Here is an 18,360-nt window from a genome sequence, read left to right as displayed (position 1 = left end):
ATGGGCGGGTGTACGTCATCCCCGAGGTCGTCCCCGCCGGCACCATGCGCGACCAGCACCAGCCGACGCTGCGGACCGGAGACCTGCTGCTGCGCCCCTTCCGCGAGTCGGGCGACGAGCCCATAGTCATGGCGGCCTTCGCCGACCCCGACATCCGCCTCTGGAACCTGGAACACGAAGCCGACCACGCCAGAGCCGCCCACACGATCGCCAGATGGCGCGCCCGCTGGACGCTGGAGACCGGCGCGTCGTGGATCGTCGAACGCGAGGGCCTCGTCGTGGGCCGCGTCGCCCTCCGCGCCGTCGATCTCGAACTGGGCGTGGCCGAAACCGCCTACTGGACGCTGCCCGAAGGCCGAGGCAAGGGCGCGACCGTCGCGGCGGTGTCGGAGATGACCCGCTGGGCCCTCGACGACCTGGGCCTGCACCGCGTCGAACTCCGCCACGCCGTCGCCAACACGGCGTCGTGCCGCGTGGCCGAGCGAACGGGCTACGCCCTGGAGGGCACCCTCCGCAGCGCCACCCTGCACGCGGACGGCTGGCACGACATGCACATCCACGGGCAGGTCTCTACTCGTCCAGCCTGAAGTCCGCGAACTCGAACCCGGGTGAGACGACGCAGCTGACCAGCACGCCTTCGTCGCCCGCGGGCCGGGCCGCCTGCCAGACGCCCGGCGGGATCAGCACCTGCGGCTGCTGTCCCCGCTGGACGTCCGGCCCCAGGACGACGCTCTCCCCGGTCTCCGGGCGATCACCGTCGCCGCCGAACGTGAGGACCAGCGGCCCGCCCCGGTGCCAGAACCAGAGTTCGGCGGACGCGACGACGTGCCAGGCCGACTCCTCACCGGGTTCGAGGAGGAAGTAGATCGCGGTGGCACTGTGCCGCGGGCCGTCGTAGCCCTCCGGCGAGAACATCACCGGCGACCGCCAGGTCTCCTTGAACCAGCCCCCTTCGGGATGCGGCTCCAGCCCGAGTTCCTCGGCCAGCGGCGGCTTCTGCTGCATCACGGCTCCCCCCACCGGGCACTCTGCCCGGAGATCTCGATGGGCTCCTGCGGCCCCCGGCGAAGCCGGCGGAAGCCGATGGCACCCGGTTGGAGGGTATCGATCTTCCCAGTTGTGTCGGGCTGCCACAGCGCGCAGGTGGTCGTGGCGTTGGGAGGGTTGGCGGGAGCCGTAACGAAAAATGACACGAGCGGACCTCGGCCTTGGCGTGGGGAGCGCTCACGACGGTGGAACACAGGCTGATTGAGGCGCGTGCGTCGTCGTGTGGTTCAGTCGGCGGCGGTCACGCCTTCTTGGTGGGCGATGGCGGCGGCCTGGGTTCTGGTGGTCGCGCCCAGTTTGGCCAGGATGTTCGACACGTGGACGCTCGCCGTCTTCTGGCTGATGAAGAGGCGTTCGCCGATCTCGCGGTTGGATCGACCGGCCGCCACCTGGGCCAGAACCTCGCGTTCGCGGCCGGTGAGGGCGTCGAGGATGCTCGCCGGGACGGGCTCGGCCGGGTCGCGGAGGGTGAAGCGGGCCCGGCGGCCCAGCACGTCGAGGGCGTGGCGCAGCGGGGTGGCGCCCAACTGGTCGGCGACGGCGACGGCGGTCTCCCACTCCGTGCGGGCGCGGGCGCGGTCGCCCTGTTCCAGCAGGACCTCCGCGAGGCGCCGGCGGGTGCGGGCCTGCTCATAGGGGAAACCGCCCGCGAACGCGGCCAGCGCCTGCTCCCAGATCTCGGGGGTGGCGGTGCCGTTCAGGCGGTGCCACTCGGCCTCGGCGCGGGCCGCCCAGCCGCGGCCTTCGGGGCCGAGTCCGTTGCGGAGGCCGGTGGGGCCGTGGGTGGCGGCGTAGCGGGCGCGTTCGACGAACTCGGTGCCGCGCGCCCTGGCCGGGTCGCCGGGCGGCAGGTCGGCGAGGGCGGCCAGGCCGGTGGCGGAGATGCGGATCAGGCCGGAGTCGTTGGACTGCTGGACCGCCACGACCGCGTCGACGTGCGTCAGCGCGGTCGCCGGGTCGCCCTGCCAGAGGGCGAGTTCGGCGGCCATGCCCCGGGTCATGTAGGTCACCAGGTCGTCGGCGCCCCAGAACGGCTCCAGCCAGCGCAGCCGGTCGGCCGCCACCGGGTGGCCCCTGCCGACCTCGACGAACAGGGCGAACGACGACAGGATCGCCTCGGGCGGGGTGCCGACCCGGACGCCGAACATGGCGGCCTTCTTCTCGGCCATGTCCCAGTCGCCGTCGGCGAAGTAGATCAGGTAGCGCAGGAACCGCAGGTCGGTGCCGAACGTGCTCCACATCAGGCCGTTCTCGCGGGCGACCTGCAACCCCAGCTCGGCCGACTTCGCCGCCGCTTCGAGGTCGCCCCGCTCGTATTGCATCCGGCTGTGGGTGAAGCGGGCCCGCAGGTGGATCGACAGCGAGCCGGACGTCTTGCTCGCCGCCATGGACAGCAGTTCCTCGGCCCGGTCGAGGTCGCCGAGCGCCTCCGAGTGGATGCCCAGCGAGACCAGCGCCGCCGTCTCGGCGTCGATCGAGCCGGTGCGCCGGGCCACCGCGAGGGCGCGGGTGGCGGCCTCCTGGGCGTCGGCGATGCGGTCGACGATCCACAGGGTGCGGGCGTGGGTGGCCAGGGCGCGGGCCAGCACCGGCGTCTCGGGGCCGGTGTCGACGGCGGTCACCGCCGCCTGCGCCGCTTCGGCCATGCCGTGGAAGTCGTCGCCGTCGGCCTGGTACCAGGCCAGGCGTTCGTTGGTCTCGGCCACCAGCTGAGGTTCGGTGACGAGCTGGCGGAGCCGCCGCAGATGGGCGATGGCCCGGTGGTTGTCGCCGCTGTCGGCCGCCGCGGCGGCGCTGTCGAGGATGAGCCGGGTGCGGGTCGTGTCGGTGAGCGTGTCGGCGTCGGGGACCTGCTCCCACACCTCCAGCGCCCGGTCGAAATGACGGTGGGCCTCGGCGGGGGCGCCCATGCCGACCGCGCGGCGGCCCGCCTCCAGCGAGGTGATCAACGCGCCGCGCACGTCGTGGGCGGCCGAATAGTGGTGGGCCAGCTCGGCCGCCCGCCCGCCCGAGGCGGTCAGCAGCGCCGCGAACGTCATGTGCAGGCGGGTTCGCTCGCCCGGCAGCAGGTCGTCGTAGACGGCCTCCTGGAGGAGGGCGTGGCGGAAGTCGTAGCCGATGTGCTGATCGACGGTGAGCAGGCCGCGCGACACGATCTCGCGCAGTGCATCTTCCAGCGGGCCGTCGGCCAGCCCGGCCGCCGCGCGCAGCACGTCGTGATCGACCCGCCGCCCGGCCACCGCCGCCACCCGGAGCACCTGCTGGGCCGTGTCGGACAGCCCCTCCACCCGGGCCATCAGCAGGTCGGCGAGGGTCGCGGGCAGCCGGTCACCACTCGCGGCCGCCTCGAACAGTTCCTCGGCGAAGAACGGATTGCCGCCGGCCCGCCCGACCACGCCGCCGATCAGCCCGGCGTTCCCGCCGCCGAGAGTGCTCAGGTGGCTGGCCATCGCGTCGTCGTCGAGCGGCGGCAGTTCGACCGGCACGACCAGCGGCAGCCGCTGCAACTCCGCGAGCACCGGCCGCAGCGGATGGCGGCGGTGCAGATCGTCGGTTCGGTAGGTGCCCAGGAGGACCACCCGCTCCCGCTGCAACATGCGGGTCAGGAAGACCAGCAGGTCACGGGTCGAATGGTCGGCCCAGTGGAGATCTTCGAAGACCATCATGATCGGCGCCTGATCGGCCAGTTCGCCCAGCAGGCTCAACGTGGCCCCGAAGAGCCGCTGCTGCGCCAGCGCCCCGCTGAGCGCGTCGGGCCCGCCCGTGTCGACCCCGGGCAGCAGACGCCGCAGGACGGGACGCGATTCGAGGGCCGAGGCGACCTCCGGACTGCGGAGCGCGTCGGCGAGCGGCAGATAGGGCATCGCGTCGCCCAGTTCGGCGCACTGCCCGACGAGAACGGTGAACCCGCGCTCCCGCGCGATCGCCGACAGCTCGCGGACGATCCGGGTCTTCCCGATGCCCGCGTCGCCCCCGACGAGCGCCACCCCGGCCATCCGGCCGGTCGCGGCGTCGAGCACCCGGGACAGCCGATTGAGCTGGAGCGCCCGCCCAACCAGCCCGGTTTGTGTCTTTCGGCCCACCACGCTGCGAGTATGGCACGTCACCCCGACATAACCCGGAGGCTGCTTCTGTCAGGCGGATTCACGGCGCGCGTTTTGTCGCCCGGCTTGGCTAGGGTGCGGCGCGTGACCGAACGATGGAGTCGAGACCAGGTGCTGGCGCTCGCGCCCGACGCCGCCTCGCAGAAGGCGGCCAACGGGGTGAGCGCGCCCAGGAAGTGGTCTGCCATGGGGGTGTCCGGGTCGGCGCTGTGGGGAGAGTGCGCGGGATCCGGGTCGAAGCCCTACCAGGCGTGCGTCGACCTGTCCGAGCCCGCCTACCGCTGCAGCTGCCCCAGCCGGAAGTTCCCGTGCAAACACGCGCTGGGCCTGCTTCTCCTGTGGTCCGCCGACGGCGTGCCGCCCGCCGACGCGCCGGCCGCCTGGGCGGCCGAATGGCTCGACGCGCGGGCCGAGAAGGCCGCGAAGGCCGAGGAGAAGAAGGCGGAGAAGGCCGACAAGCCCGCCGAGAAGCCCTCGGAGAAGGACGAAGGCCGGGCCAGACAGCGCGAGGAGCGCGTCGCGGCCGGTCTTTCCGAGCTCGAACGCTGGCTGTCCGACCAGGTGGCGAGCGGCCTGTCCGACGCGCGTCAGACGGGCCTGGCCGAGTGGAGCGACCTGGCCAAACGCCTCGTCGACGCCCAAGCGCCCGGTCTGGCCGGCACCTTCACCGGCCTCACCCGCGTCTTCCGCGACGAGAGCTGGCCGGGCCGCCTGCTGGGCGAATACGCCATGGTCCACCTACTGGCCGTGGCCCACCGGAGGGCGGCCGAACTGCCCGGCGATCTCCGCGAGACGGTGCGCCAGCGGGTCGGCTACCAGGTGGCCAAGGAGACGGTGCTGGCTCTGCCGCCGATCCGCGACGAATGGCAGGTCATCGCCCTGCGCGACGAGGAGCGCGACCGGCTGCTGTCCCGCCGGGTCTGGCTGCACGGCAGGGCGACCGGCCGGGTGGCCCTCGTGCTGTCGTTCGCGCCGCCGGGCCAGGCGCTCGACGCGTCCCTGGTCCTGGGCACCCGGGTCGACGCCGACGTCTCCTACTACCCGGGCGCCGCGCCCCTGCGGGCCCTCATCGCCGACCGCTACGGCACCGCCGTCCCGGCGAAGACACCGGCCTCGGGGGTGAACGTCGAGGGCGTGCCGCAGATGATCGCCGACGTGCTGACCCGCGACCCGTGGACCGAATCGTGGCCTTTAGTCATCACCGGTGCCCGGGTCGGCCGCGACGGCAAGGAATGGTGCCTGCTGGGCGATTCCGGCCAGGGGTTGCGGCTGCATCCTTCGGCCGGGGATCCCTGGAAGTTGATCGCGGTCTCGGGCGGCCACCCGGTGACGGTCAGTGTGGAATGGACCCCTGACGGCCTGCGCCCTCTCACGACGTGGGACGAAAACGACGAGGTGGTGGTCCTGTGAGCTCGTCTGATCGGCTTGATCGGCGTCATGGGTGGAATGAGCTGGTCTCCACCGCTCTCGTCGGGACCGAGCGCCGGGGCACCGACTCGCCCTTCGACCTGCTGGAGCAGGCCGCCGCCCAGGTGGTCGCGCGGCGGGCGGGGGAGCAGCCCGGTGGTGGAAGTCCGCTCGCGGAGGCACCCGCCGACACCACCCCGCTGGCCCCGGGGCCGGCCGCCGACCGGCTGGCGAGGCTGCTGGGCGGGGAGTTCGTCCGGGTGCTGCCGGAATGGCTGGAGCTCGCGGCCCGGAAACCGCTGCGGGTTCCGGCGCGGTTGTTGCCGCAGCTGCTCGCCGCCGGGGCGCGGGACAAGTCCATCCGGGCCGATCTCGCCGCTGTGGCAGGGGCCCGGGGTCGCTGGCTCGCGGGGTTCAATCCCGAGTGGAGTTACCTGCTTCAGGAGAGTTCCGGCAAAGACGTGCTCGCTCCCGAGGGTCTCGACCACGGTCCCTGGGAGTTCGGCACCCGCGGCGACCGCCAGGCCTTCCTCGCCGCGCTGCGCCAGGCTTCCCCCGGCGACGCCCGTGAGCTCCTCAACGTCTCCTGGGCCAAGGAGACCCCCGACGACCGGGCCGCTTTCATCGGCGTGCTGGCCGAAGGGCTGACCATGGCCGACGAGCCCTTCCTGGAGCAGGCCCTCGACGACCGGCGCCGGGAGGTCCGGCAGGCCGCCGCCGACCTGCTCACCAAGCTGCCCGACTCACGACTCGGCAGGCGGATGGCCGGGCGGGCCGCCGGGCTGCTCACCCGCGACGGCTCCCGGCTCGCCGCGGTCGCGCCGGCGGCCTGTGACTCCGTCATGGAGCGCGACGGAGTCAGGTCCCGGCCGCCGGCGGGCACCGGGCCGCGAAGCTGGTGGCTGCAGCAGGTCATCGCGCACACACCGCTCCGGTTCTGGCCCGGCCACCTGGGCGCCGACCCCGCCGAACTCGTCCGGATGACGATCGGCGACTGGGCCAGGGAGATCCACATGGGCTGGATCCGGGCCGCCATCCTGCAGGACGACCCCGTCTGGGCCCGCGCCCTGTTCGACGCCGAACCGCTGACCGACCTGCTGGCCGTCCTGCCGCCCGACGAGCGGTCGTGGCGGGCGGCAGAGATCGTCCGGACCGGGAACGTCGACGGTCAGCTGATCATGATGCTCGGCGGGGTGCCCGGACCGTGGAGCGGGCCGCTGGCGGCCGCCGTCCTCCAGCGGGTCGCCGACATCGCCTCCAGCCAGCCGTGGAACGCCGGGGAGCTGGCCCGTCTCGCGGGCGAACGGCTCGACCCGACCGGCCACTACGACCTCGACCAACTGCCCGACATCGGCGAACTGCGGACCGCCACCGCCCTGCTCCGCTTCCGTTCCGACATGATCAAGGAGTTCTCGTGACGACCCCCACCGTGCTGCGGCCTCACGCGGAAGACCAGTACGCCGACGAGCTGGCCGTCCTGGCCAAGCACGACGAGCGGCCCCGCCCGCCCGGCTGGCGACTGTCGCCGTGGGCGGTGACCACCTACATCCTGGGCGACGCCGACCACCCCGGCGGGGTGATCACCCCGAAGTACATCGGCCCTCGCCGCATCGTCGAGGTCGCCGTCGCGACCCTGGCCACCGACCGGGCGCTGCTGCTGCTCGGCGTGCCCGGCACCGCCAAGACCTGGCTGTCGGAGCACCTCGCCGCCGCGATCTCGGGCGACTCGACCCTCCTGGTCCAGGGCACCGCCGGGACCGCGGAAGAGGCCGTCCGGTACGGCTGGAACTACGCCCGCCTGCTCGCCGAGGGCCCCTCACGGGAGGCGCTGACGCCCAGCCCTGTGATGCGGGCCATGGCAGAGGGCCGGTTGGCCCGGGTCGAGGAGCTGACCCGCATGCCCTCCGACGTCCAAGACGCCCTGATCACCGTCCTGTCCGAGAAGACACTGCCGATCCACGAGCTCAACGAGGAGACGCAGGCGGCCAAGGGCTTCAACGTGATCGCCACCGCCAACGACCGCGACCGGGGCGTCAACGAGCTGTCGAGCGCGCTGCGGCGACGGTTCAACACGGTGGTGCTGCCCGTCCCGGCCACGGCCGAGGAGGAGGTGGAGATCGTCTCCCGCCGGGTCGCCCAGCTCGGCCGGTCCCTGGAGTTGCCGGAGACCCCGGCGGGCATGGAGGAGATCCGCCGGGTCGTGACGGTCTTCCGCGAGCTGCGCTCCGGGGTGACCACCGACGGCCGCACCAAGGTCAAGTCGCCCAGCGGCACGTTGAGCACGGCCGAGGCGATCTCGGTTCTGACCAGCGGCATCGCCCTGGCGGCCCACTTCGGCGACGGGGTGCTGCGGCCCTCCGACGTGGCGGCCGGGATCCTCGGCGCGGTCGTGCAGGATCCGGTGTCCGACCGGGTGGTCTGGCAGGAATACCTGGAGACGGTCGTCCGGGAACGGGAGGAGTGGCGTGACTTCTACCGCGCCTGCCGCGACGCCGGCTGACCCGATGACGATCACCCTGCTGGGCGTCCGCCACCACGGCCCCGGTTCCGCCCGCGCCGTGGCGGCCGAACTCGCCCGCCTGAAGCCCGACATCGTGCTGATCGAAGGCCCGCCCGAGGCCGACGGCCTGGTCGCCCTGGCCGCCGACCCGACCATGGAACCGCCGGTGGCGCTGCTGGCCCATGTCCCGGGCGACCCGACCAAGGCGGCCTTCTGGCCGTTCGCGACCTTCTCCCCGGAATGGCAGGCCCTCCAGTACGCGGCGGAGGCCGGCATCCCGGCCCGCTTCTGCGACCTGCCGGCGGCCCATTCACTGGCGGAGAAGGACCCCGACACCGCCGAGGGTGACGACGTTCCGGAGACCAAAGCGGCGGGCAGGCGAGCCGGCGAGGTCCCCGCAGCGCCCAGTGGCGGCGCCGTCGTGGCCTCTGGCCATGACCCGATCGATGCCGGAAATATCGCCCATGACGGGGCCGCCCTTCCCGAGGGACGGGTGCGCTTCTCTGCTCACGCTTCGGTGGAAGCCGGAGATGTCGTCCAAGAGGCCGAGGGTCTGACCCCGGCGCAGGCTGTCCGGATCGATCCCATCGCCGCGCTCGCCACCGCCGCCGGTTACGACGACCCCGAGCGGTGGTGGGAGGACGCCGTCGAGCACCGGGGCGACACCCCCTTCGAGGTCATCGCCGAGGCCATGGCCGCCGTCCGGGAGGGATACACCCCCGACGAGCGGGAGGCGCGGCGCGAGGCGTACATGCGGCGGACCATCCGGGTCGCGATGAAAGAGGGGTTCACGAACATCGCGGTCGTGTGCGGCGCGTGGCATGTCCCGGCGCTGACCACGATCGGGCCGGCCGCCGCCGACGACCGCATCCTCAAGGGCCTGCCCAAGGTCAAGGCCGAGATGACCTGGGTCCCGTGGACCCACGGCAGGCTCGCCCACTGGAGCGGCTACGGGGCCGGGGTCACCTCCCCGGGCTGGTACTCCCACTTGTTCGCCACCCCCGACCGGCCGGTCGAGCGCTGGCTGACCGCCGCCGCCCAAGTGCTGCGCGACGAGGGGATTCCCGTCTCGTCCGCCCACGTCATCGAGTCGGTCAGGCTGGCCCAGAGCCTCGCGATCATCCGGAACCGGCCGCTGGCCGGGCTCGCCGAGGTCACCGAGGCCGCGCGGGCCGTGCTGTGCGAGGGCGACGAACTGCCCGTCGAGCTCATCCAGCGGCGGATGGTCGTGGGGGAGCGGCTCGGCCACGTCCCCGACTCGACGCCCATGGTGCCGCTGCAGCGGCACCTCCGCGAGGAGCAGCGGCGCCTCCGGCTCAAGCCCGAGGCGCTCGACCGCGAACTCGAACTCGACCTGCGTAAACCGCTCGACCTCGACCGCAGCCGCCTGCTGCACCGCCTCAGGCTCCTCGGCGTCCCGTGGGGCGAACCCCGGCACACGCGGGGGAAGGGCACGTTCAAGGAGGCCTGGGCGCTCCAGTGGCGGCCCGAGTTCGACATCTCGCTCATCGAGGCGGCGCCGCTCGGGGTGACCGTCCCGAGCGCCGCGGTCGCCAGGATCGGCGAGCTGGCCGCCAAGGAGGGGGCCGCGCTGGCCGACCTCACCGGGCTCGTCGAGCGGGCGCTGCTCGCCGACCTGCCGGGGTCGCTGCCGTCGGTGCTCGCCGCGATCAGTGACCGGGCCGCCGTCGACACCGATATCCGGCACCTCATGGCGGCGCTGCCCGCGCTGGTCCGCGCCCAGCGATACGGCGACGTCCGGGGCACCCCGGCCGAGGGCCTGGCCGTGATCGCCACGTCGCTGCTGGCCCGGGTCTGCGCCGGGCTGTCGGCCGCCGTATCGGGGCTCGATGATGAGAACGCGCGCGGCATGGCCGCCCACATCGACGCCGTGACCAGCGCGTCCGCCCTGCTCGACGAGGGGCGGGAGCGCTGGCTGGCCGCCCTGCGTACCCTCGCCGACCGCACCGGGCTGCCGGGCGTCGTCGAGGGCCGGGTCATCCGGATCCTGTTCGACGCCGACCGTCTCGGCGACGCCGACGCGCGCATGTCGCGGGCCGTGTCGATCGCCCATCCGCCCGCGCGGGCGGCCGCGTGGATCGAGGGGTTCCTGTCCGGCGGCGGCCTGCTGCTGATCCACGACCCGCGTCTGCTCGCCATGGTCGACGACTGGCTCATGGGCCTGCGCGGCGACGCATTCGTCGAGGTCCTGCCCCTGCTGCGGCGCACCTTCGGCTCCTTCGCGCCGCCGGAGCGCCGCTCGATCGCGAGCCGGATCCGCTCGGGCTCGGCCACCGAGAAGGACATCGTGTACGACGACGACCGCGCCGCCCCGGCCGTGCGCACCGTCATGGGAATCCTGGGGAGCAGCTGATGGACGTGAACGACGACGAGCGCGCCCGCCGCTGGCGGCTGGTCCTCGGCGGCGAGGCCGACAACGCCCCGGGCGGCGGACTCGGCGGCCTTTCGGGCAACGACGCAGGCATGGACGCCGCCCTGGCCGCCCTCTACGACCTCGACGGCAGCGGCGACTCCTCGCCCCGCTCGGCCGGGCTGGGCGGTTCGGCGCCCAAGGTGTCCCGCTGGCTGGGCGACATCCGCACCTATTTCCCCTCGACGGTCGTCCAGGTCATGCAGAAGGACGCCATCGACCGCCTCGACCTGAGCCGTCTCCTCCTGGAGCCGGAGATGCTCGAGGCGGTGGAGCCCGACGTCCACCTGGTCGGCACCCTGCTCTCGCTGAACCGGGTGATGCCCGAGAAGGCCAGGGAGTCGGCGCGGGTGGTGGTGCGCAAGGTCGTCCACGAACTGGAACGGAAGCTGCAGAACCGCACCAGGGCGGCGGTGACCGGCGCGCTGAACCGGGCCGCCCGGACCAACCGCCCGAGGCGTCCGGCCGACATCGACTGGAACCGGACCATCCGCGCGAACCTGAAGAACTACCTCCCCGACCGCAACACGGTCGTCCCGGCCCGGCTGATCGGCTACGCCCGCAAACAGCAGTCGGTGCAGCGCGAGGTCGTGCTGTGCATCGACCAGAGCGGCTCGATGGCCGCATCGGTGGTCTATTCGAGCGTGTTCGGGGCGGTTTTGGCGTCGATGCGGTCACTGAAGACGTCCCTGGTCGTCTTCGACACCGCCGTCGTCGACCTGACCGACCAGCTCCACGACCCGGTGGAACTCCTCTTCGGCACCCAGCTCGGCGGCGGCACCGACATCAACCGCGCCATCGCCTACTCCCAGGGCCTCATCACCCGCCCGGCCAACTCGATCTTCATCCTGATCAGCGACCTCTACGAGGGCGGCGTCCGGGCCGAGATGCTCAGACGCGTGGCCGCGATGACGGCGGCCGGCGTCCAGGTGATCGTCCTGCTGGCCCTGTCGGACGAGGGCGCCCCCTTCTACGACCACGAGAACGCGGCGGCCCTGGCCGCCATGGGCGTCCCCGCCTTCGCCTGCACCCCCGACGCCTTCCCCGACCTGATGGCGGCGGCCATCGAACGCCGCGACCTCACCGCCTGGGCCGAACGCAACCTCGGCGAGGGCAAAGGCGCCTGACCAAAGGTCATCGGTCCAAGGTCCCATGCCTTCTCGGGCCAGGGCCCGATCCCCGATACGCTTCCCCTTCGTAATGTCCGAAACATGGTTTCCCTCATGACATCCACATCGCCACCACCGGCGGTCTTCTCGGCCCGCTACCGGGCCCTGAGCATCGGCATCACCGCCCTCATCGTGCTGGTCGCGTTCGAGTACCTGGCGGTCGCGACCGCCATGCCCGAGATCGGCGAGGAGCTGCAGGGCTGGGGCCTCTACAGCCTCGCCTTCAGCGGTCCCGTCGCCGCGGCCCTCATCGGCACGGTCGCCGGTGGCCGCTGGGGCGACGTCTCCGGCCCCGACAAGCCGCTCTGGACGGGCCTGGCCACGTTCGTCGCCGGCCTGGTCGTCGCCGGTCTTGCCCCCACGATGGAGATCTTCATCGCCGGTCGCCTGATCCAGGGACTGGGCGGCGGGATGTTCAACGTGGCCATCTACGTGCTGGTCGCGCGGGTCTATCCGGGCGCCATGCACCCGAAGATCTTCTCGCTGCTGGCCGCCGCCTGGGTGCTCCCGTCGGTGGTCGGCCCGGCCATCACCGGCACGGTCACCGACGCGTGGACCTGGCGGGCCGTCTTCCTGGGCGTCGCGGTGCTGGCGATCCCGGCTTCGGTGATCTTCTGGCGCGGGCTGGCCTCCCGGGAGCCGTACCAGCAGGAGGAGGAGAAGCCGGAACCCGGTCCGTTCGCCGCGCGGCTCGCCTGGGGCGCCGGCGCGGCCGTGGGCGCGGCGGTGCTCCAGTACGGATCCGACGACCGCAGCTACCCGCTGATGGCGCTCGGCCTGGTCGTGCTGCTGGTCGCGCTGCCGATGCTGGTCCCACGCGGGACGCTGCGGGCGGCCCGCGGCCTGCCGACCGTCGTGGCGCTGCGCGGGCTGAGCATGGGCGCGTTCTTCGCCGCCGAGGTGCTCATCCCGCTCATGCTCCGCAACGAGCGGGGCCTGACCCTGACCGAGGCGGGTCTCGTGCTCACCGGCGGCGCGCTGGCCTGGTCCGCCGGGTCGTGGTTGCAGGGGAAGTACCCGGGCGGGCGCGTTCTGCGGCTCTGGGGCGGCCATCTGCTGGTCGCCGTGGGGATCTCGGCGACCGCGCTCGCCTTCCTGCCGGCCGTCCCGATCTGGGCGCCGTTCATCGGCTGGGTGGTGTCCGGGCTCGGCATCGGAATGATCTACCCGACGCTGTCCGTGCTGGTCCTCGAATTGTCCAAGCCCGGCGAGGAGGGCAAGAACAGCGGCTCACTGAGCGTCGGCGAGTCGGGGGTGACCGTGGCCGCGGTGGCCGTCACGGGCGCGGTTCTGACCGCGACCGGTGCGTACGCCGTCTGCTTCGCCCTCCTCGTGGTGATGGCACTGGCGGGGGCGCTGCTGTCCCGCCGTGTCACCATGGAGGTCTGAGAGCGAGACGCGGTCGGCCGAAGGCCGGCGTGGCTCGCGCAGGGAATGTGCCTCAAGAACAGGAGGGGGAACCATCTGTGCCGCGTGTCCGTGAGGTCGATGTGTTCCGGCTGGTCCTGCCCTATGGCAGGCGGCCGGAGAGCATCCTGGTCAAGCTCACCGATCACGGCGGGATGGCGGGGTGGGGAGAGGTCGTCAACCCCGAGCCCAAGGCCTGGAGCACGCTGGAGGAGAGCCTCGCGCAGCTCCTGATCGGGGTCGACTGGGAGACCCCCCACGACCTCCCCGACATCGGTTCCGCGGCCGACATGGCCTGCTGGGACCTGGCGACCAGGATGACCGGCGTCCCGCTGGCCCACGCGCTGGGCGGCACCCGCACCTCGCTCATGGCGACCGTCCGGCTGCCCGCCGTCAGGTCGCTGCAGTCGGCGGTCGACGGGGTCAACCGCTTCGTCGGAGCCGGATACGCCCACGTCACCGTCGAGATCCATCCGGGGTGGGACGTCGAGCCGCTCCGCGCGATCCGGGCCGCCTACCCGGTGCTCGCGATCACGGTCGACGCGCGGGGGGCGTACACAGATCTCGGGCAGCTGGAATCTTTGGCCGGATATGACCTGGTGGGCATCGAACGGCCCTGCGACGACCTCGACCTGAGCGCCGAGCTGCAGTCGCGGCTGACCATCCCGGTCGTCGTCGAGGCACGGTCGCTGGCCGAGCTCGACGAGGCGATCGCGGCGCGGGCCGGCCGGGCGCTCAGCCTCCGCCCGTCGCTGTTCGGGTCGCTGGCCAGAGTGAAGACCGCCCACGACCGGGCCCGCCGCGCCGGCTGGGACATCACCTGCGCCGACGGCCGGGGCGCCGGCCTCGCCCGCGCCGCGACCGTGGCCGTGGCCGCCCTCCCGGGCTGCACCCTGCCGAGCGACGTGACCGAACCGCCGAAGAACGTCCAGATCGTCGACCCGCCGGTCGGCGCTTCGGGGGGAGTCGTCGCCATCCCGCTGACCCAGCCGGGGCTGGGCCACACGGTCGACGAGGAGCGGGTTCGGCGCATGGCCCGCGACAGCTTCGCCTTGCGTTAACTTCTTTCCGTTACGGTCTAAAGCTTCTTTTCTCCGTTACGGCTCCGCCTACGACGGCACCGCCCGCCGCGCCCGGCCCTCGCCGCATCCGGCGCCAACCCCCGCTCCCGCCGCGCGGCCCGACGAGGGTGGTGCCACGATGCGGCGCCTCACGATCTCGGGCCATGCGCCAGGCAATCGGTCCACGCTGCCTGCTCGTGGTCGGTCCACGCCGCTTCCTCGCGGTCGGTCCGCGGTTGCCTCTTCGGCTGCCGGACCTGGGCGGAGACGCGCCGATCAGGGTTCGACCGGTGCGCAGCCCTCGGCGATCTTCGGGGGCCGGGCCGGGCCGTGCCCCCCGGTCCCTCCGGTGATGGCCCGTGCGGCGGTGGTGCGGATCAGCCCCCAGTCAGGGGTGGCGGTGCTGATCATCGGCGGGACGAACTGGATGCTCGTCACCCCCGACTTCTTCGCCTTCGCGGCCAGCGGCACCAGGTGCTCCAGCATCGGGTTCGGGATGTCGGTCTCCAGCAGCCCCTCGGTCGCCGTGGCGATCTCGGTGAAGCGGGTCAGCACCGTCGCGGGTTCGGCCTGGTCGAGGAGTGCCGCGAACACGCACTTCTGCCGCCGCATCCGCGCGTAGTCGTCGGAGAACGTGCGGGACCGGGCGAACCACAGCGCCTGCTCGCCGGTCAGCCGCCGGGTTCCAGCGGGGATGAGGCCCTCCTGGCGGCGGCCGTAGACGACGTTCTGGTCGACCGTCAGCTCCAGCCCGCCGATCGCGTCGATGATCTTGGCGAAGCCGCCGATGTTGACCAGGGTGTACCAGTCGATCCGCAGCCCCAGGATCTCGCCCACGGTCTCCTTCAGCGTCTGCGGCCCCATGCCGGTGCGCCCCCCGAAGACCTCCGGATGCTGGTCGGCGTACTCCCACACCGAGAACAGCAGGTCCTCGCGCGCCCCCTCGGGCCCGGACGGCAACCGGAACCCGAACGGGAAGTGGTTGTACATCGGGCTGCCCTGCGGGAACCGCACCCCTTCGAGGTTGCGCGGCAGCCCGAACATGACCGTGTGCCCCGTGTGCACGTCGACGCTGGCCACGTTGATGCTGTCGGTGCGCACCCCCACCCGGTTCCCGGCCAGGTCGCCGCCCAGCAGCAGGATGTTGACCCGTTCACGTCCGCCGAACGGCGCACCGGGGGCCGGCACCTCGCCCGAGCTCTTGAACAGTCCGTCGATCGTCCGCTGCGACACGGCCGCGTAGTGGGCGGTCAGCCCGAACGGCAGCGCCGCCCCGACCGCCAGCACCCCGGTCAGCGCCCCCGAGACGACCTGCGCCCGCACCGACAGGCGGCCCGGCCGCAGCACCACATAGGAGTGCACCACCAGCACGAACCAGGCCACGCCGAGCGTGCCCGACATGACCGCCACCAACCCGAGACGGCCGATCAGCCGCCCGGCAAGATCGGCCCCCGAGACCACGGCCACCGTGATGACCACCGCAACGCCCGACAGATAGATCGCCAGCACCGAGGCTCCGGTACGCCGCCAGCCCGCCCGCAGATGTGCCACCCCCGGGAACAGCACCGACAACGCGACCCATCCGACCACCTGACCTGGTTTCCGCACGCCCATCCCCGAAGAGCTCGATTTAGTGGTCACGGACCGTGTCGCCACGATTACATTGAACCGTCCAGGAGGGCCGAACGCCTTTACCTTCCAGACACCGGCGAGTTCGCAGGCGATTCATCCGGTTCGCGTACCCTGTCGCCCATGTCGGAGGACATCCTTGGCGCGGACTATGACGTCATCACCATCTCCCTGCCGCCCGACGAGGAGGGCGAGGTCGTCGCGGCGCTGGTCCGCCGGGTCGTGCCGGGAGCCCGCCGCGCGGTCCTGTATCTGCACGGCTTCACCGACTACTTCTTCCAGGCCCACCTGGCCGATCACTACGTGAGCCAGGGCGTCTCGTTCTTCGCGCTCGACCTGCGCAAATACGGGCGGTCGCTGCTGCCGTACCAGACGAGGGGCTTCGTCCGGAGCGTCACCGAGTACTTCCCTGAGATCGACGCCGCCGTCGAGATCATCCGTAAGGACCACGACGAGCTCACGATCAACGGCCACTCGACCGGCGGCCTGGTCGCCGCCCTGTGGGCCGACCGGGTGCGCGGCAAGGGCCTCGTGCAGGCGCTCATGCTGAACAGCCCGTTCCTCGACCTGAACGTCCCGGTGCTGGTCAAGGGGTTCGCCGACGCGCTGAAGGGCGTCTTCGCGCGGCTGCCCGCGAGCGCGGTGCTCCCGCTGGGCGTCTCGACGATCTACGGCGACAGCATCCACCTGTCGCGCGACGGCGAATGGGACTACGACCTGGAGTGGAAGCCGCTGGGCGGGTTCCCCGTGCACGCCGCCTGGCTGGCCGCGATCCGCCGGGCCCACCATCGGCTGCAGGGCGGGCTCAGGGTCGACGCGCCGGTGCTGGTGCTCTGCTCCGACCAGAGCCTGCGAGTGAAGGACTTCGCGCCGGAGGTGCACAACACCGACGTCGTGCTCGACGTGGAGCACATCACCCGTTATGCCACCCGGATCGGGCCCCGGGTGACGGTGGTGCGGGTGGCGGGCGGTGTGCACGACCTGGTCCTGTCGGCCGAGCCGGTGCGCAAGCAGGTGTTCGACGAGATGGACCGCTGGCTGGCGTACGCCCTACCAGGGAATGCCGAATAGCCCGTAGTAGGCGGCGGTGATCAGCATGAGGGCGGTGCCGCCCAGCACCCCGCTGAGCGCGACCCGCTGCCACCGGGTGGTCTGCCAGCCGTCGCGCAGCGCCACGAGGACCTCGCCCGTGCAGCCCACCACCTGCGCCAGGATCACCACGGCCAGCACGCGCACCACCAGCCAGCCCGACTGCACCGCCGGCCAGGCGCCGGCCTGGTTCACCGAGAACAGCACGATCAGCATGATGAACGCGAGCACCGAGGCCAGTAGCGCCAGGTTCGCCCAGATCATGCGCCGCAGCCGTCGCCGGATCGGCGGCCAGACGCGGGCGTTGGTCTGGTGCGGGAAGTCACGGCCGCGCAGCCGGACGAACATCTCGGTCACCGGCGCCGCGACGTAGCCGAACGCCGCCAGGGTCAGGGTCAGGCCGAGGAAGGTGCTGCCGCCGTACCAGGGCGCGGCGGGCACGTCGCTGGCCTCGAAGCGCTGCACCGGTTTGGCCCCGGCGATCTTGACCGGCGACTGGGTTGGCAGGCCGGTGATCCAGTTGGCCAGGGTCGGCAGGTAGTCGGGCACGAACGGCCCGCCGTGCCGGCGCATCGCGTGGTCGGCCCCGGCGAAGAACCGGATCGTGTAATTGTTCGAGGGCTTGGCGTCGATCAGGGTCTGGGTGCTCTCCACGAACGGGATCGACGGGTCGCCCGTGCCGTAGAGGGCGAGCGTGGGCTGCCGCATGCCGTGGAGGGCGGGGGCGCTGTCGTAGCGCAGGAAGTTGAAACCGACGCCGCCCATGGCCCGGGTCAGCAGGTCGCGCACGCCGTTGGGCGCGTGGAGGCGCAGGAGCTGCTCGTTCAGCGCCCACGCGACCTGGCGCATCGGCGAGACGTTGGGGGAGGAGACCAGCACCGTGTAGGCGATGTCGGGGGTCATGGACGCCGCGATCGGCGCCACCCAGCCGCCCTCGCTGACGCCCCACAGACCGGTGCGCAGCGGGTCGACGCCGGGACGCTGGCGCAGCAGCTTGATCATGGTCACCGCGTCGTCGGCGAGCAGCGAGAAGTCGCGGCTGCGGAAGGAGTAGCCGTTGACGCGCTTGTCGTAGGCGACGGTCACGATGCCGTGCTGGGCCAGCCACTCGGCCTGGGAGGTGAACTCGCCCCGGTCGCCGGAGCCCGACCCCTGCACGAACACCATCGCCGGGAACGGACCGGGGCCCTGGGGGGTGCGGATCGTCGTGATCAGATTGTCACCCCGCACCGGCACGGTGATCGTCTCGGTCTGGACCGGATAGGTGGCGGCCGGGGGGCGCGTCTCACCGACCGGCTGGGCGGGCAGATCGCGGAAGGCGGCCGGCGGTTCCAGCGGTGGCGGATCGAACGTGGGCGGCGGAAGGAGATAGCCGATCACGGCCAGTAGCGCGACCAGGGCACCGGCGAGAATCGTCAGCGTGCCCCGCCCAACGGTCATCAGGCCGCTCCTCGACGGATCATCCATATTCCGAGTCGTGCCTTCCTCCTTACGATGCCCCCCGGTCGCCAGGTTA

The 18,360-nt window shown here is 72.2% G+C and carries 13 protein-coding genes; 9 read left to right on the top strand and 4 right to left on the bottom strand.

The window, feature by feature from the left end:
• Positions 1–8: 8 nt before the first annotated feature.
• Positions 9–587 (top strand): GNAT family N-acetyltransferase, encoded by a 579-nt coding sequence (locus AW272_RS13085; protein WP_218010878.1) that lies wholly within the window; start codon positions 9–11, stop codon positions 585–587.
• Here the strand turns inward: AW272_RS13085 and AW272_RS13080 are convergent.
• The gene (locus AW272_RS13080; protein ID WP_066364115.1) at positions 571–1,005 is read right to left on the bottom strand and encodes a cupin domain-containing protein; all 435 of its coding nucleotides are present in this window, start codon (positions 1,003–1,005) and stop codon (positions 571–573) included. The two genes, AW272_RS13085 and AW272_RS13080, sit on opposite strands and share 17 nt — an antisense overlap.
• 269 nt (positions 1,006–1,274) lie before the next feature.
• Positions 1,275–4,133 (bottom strand): helix-turn-helix transcriptional regulator, encoded by a 2,859-nt coding sequence (locus AW272_RS13075; RefSeq protein ID WP_066364114.1) that lies wholly within the window; start codon positions 4,131–4,133, stop codon positions 1,275–1,277.
• Positions 4,134–4,235: 102 nt separating this feature from the next.
• Between AW272_RS13075 and AW272_RS13070 the strand changes: the two genes are divergently transcribed.
• The 7 genes from AW272_RS13070 to AW272_RS13040 all read left to right on the top strand — a co-directional run bounded on the left by AW272_RS13070 (position 4,236) and on the right by AW272_RS13040 (position 14,126).
• Positions 4,236–5,561 (top strand): SWIM zinc finger family protein, encoded by a 1,326-nt coding sequence (locus tag AW272_RS13070; RefSeq protein ID WP_066364707.1) that lies wholly within the window; start codon positions 4,236–4,238, stop codon positions 5,559–5,561.
• Positions 5,558–6,976 (top strand): DUF5691 domain-containing protein, encoded by a 1,419-nt coding sequence (locus tag AW272_RS13065; RefSeq protein WP_157518522.1) that lies wholly within the window; start codon positions 5,558–5,560, stop codon positions 6,974–6,976. Before AW272_RS13070 ends, AW272_RS13065 begins: the two co-directional genes overlap by 4 nt.
• Positions 6,973–8,058 carry an ATP-binding protein gene (locus tag AW272_RS13060; RefSeq protein ID WP_066364109.1) on the top strand — a complete coding sequence of 362 codons (1,086 nt, stop codon included), beginning with the start codon at positions 6,973–6,975 and terminating at the stop codon, positions 8,056–8,058. The genes AW272_RS13065 and AW272_RS13060 overlap by 4 nt, the downstream gene beginning before the upstream one ends.
• A gap of 4 nt (positions 8,059–8,062) precedes the next feature.
• A complete protein-coding gene (locus AW272_RS13055) occupies positions 8,063–10,432 on the top strand; it encodes a DUF5682 family protein (RefSeq protein ID WP_066364108.1) in 2,370 nt (789 codons plus the stop codon).
• On the top strand, positions 10,432–11,616 hold the full coding sequence (locus tag AW272_RS13050) for a VWA domain-containing protein (protein WP_174551813.1): 1,185 nt from the start codon (positions 10,432–10,434) through the stop codon (positions 11,614–11,616). The genes AW272_RS13055 and AW272_RS13050 overlap by 1 nt, the downstream gene beginning before the upstream one ends.
• Positions 11,617–11,712: 96 nt before the next feature.
• Entirely contained in the window at positions 11,713–13,047 is a 1,335-nt protein-coding gene (locus AW272_RS13045; RefSeq protein WP_245657497.1) for an MFS transporter, read from the top strand.
• Between the two features lie 77 nt (positions 13,048–13,124).
• On the top strand, positions 13,125–14,126 hold the full coding sequence (locus AW272_RS13040; protein WP_066364104.1) for an enolase C-terminal domain-like protein: 1,002 nt from the start codon (positions 13,125–13,127) through the stop codon (positions 14,124–14,126).
• 276 nt (positions 14,127–14,402) lie between these two features.
• Here the strand turns inward: AW272_RS13040 and AW272_RS13035 are convergent, their stop codons facing one another.
• Positions 14,403–15,734 (bottom strand): LCP family protein, encoded by a 1,332-nt coding sequence (locus tag AW272_RS13035; protein ID WP_245657495.1) that lies wholly within the window; start codon positions 15,732–15,734, stop codon positions 14,403–14,405.
• A gap of 144 nt (positions 15,735–15,878) precedes the next feature.
• Here AW272_RS13035 and AW272_RS13030 point away from each other — a divergent pair, with 144 nt between their 5' ends.
• Positions 15,879–16,826, top strand: a complete 948-nt coding sequence (locus AW272_RS13030; RefSeq protein WP_066364101.1) for an alpha/beta hydrolase — start codon at positions 15,879–15,881, stop codon at positions 16,824–16,826.
• On the opposite strand, the gene AW272_RS13025 is transcribed toward AW272_RS13030, so the two are convergent.
• Positions 16,806–18,284 carry an alpha/beta hydrolase family protein gene (locus AW272_RS13025; protein WP_066364100.1) on the bottom strand — a complete coding sequence of 493 codons (1,479 nt, stop codon included), beginning with the start codon at positions 18,282–18,284 and terminating at the stop codon, positions 16,806–16,808. The genes AW272_RS13030 and AW272_RS13025 overlap by 21 nt on opposite strands.
• Positions 18,285–18,360 lie beyond the last annotated feature (76 nt).

Source organism: Herbidospora mongoliensis (assembly GCF_001570545.1).
Classification (GTDB): domain Bacteria; phylum Actinomycetota; class Actinomycetes; order Streptosporangiales; family Streptosporangiaceae; genus Herbidospora; species Herbidospora mongoliensis.
This window is presented reverse-complemented; position numbering and strand designations above follow the sequence as displayed.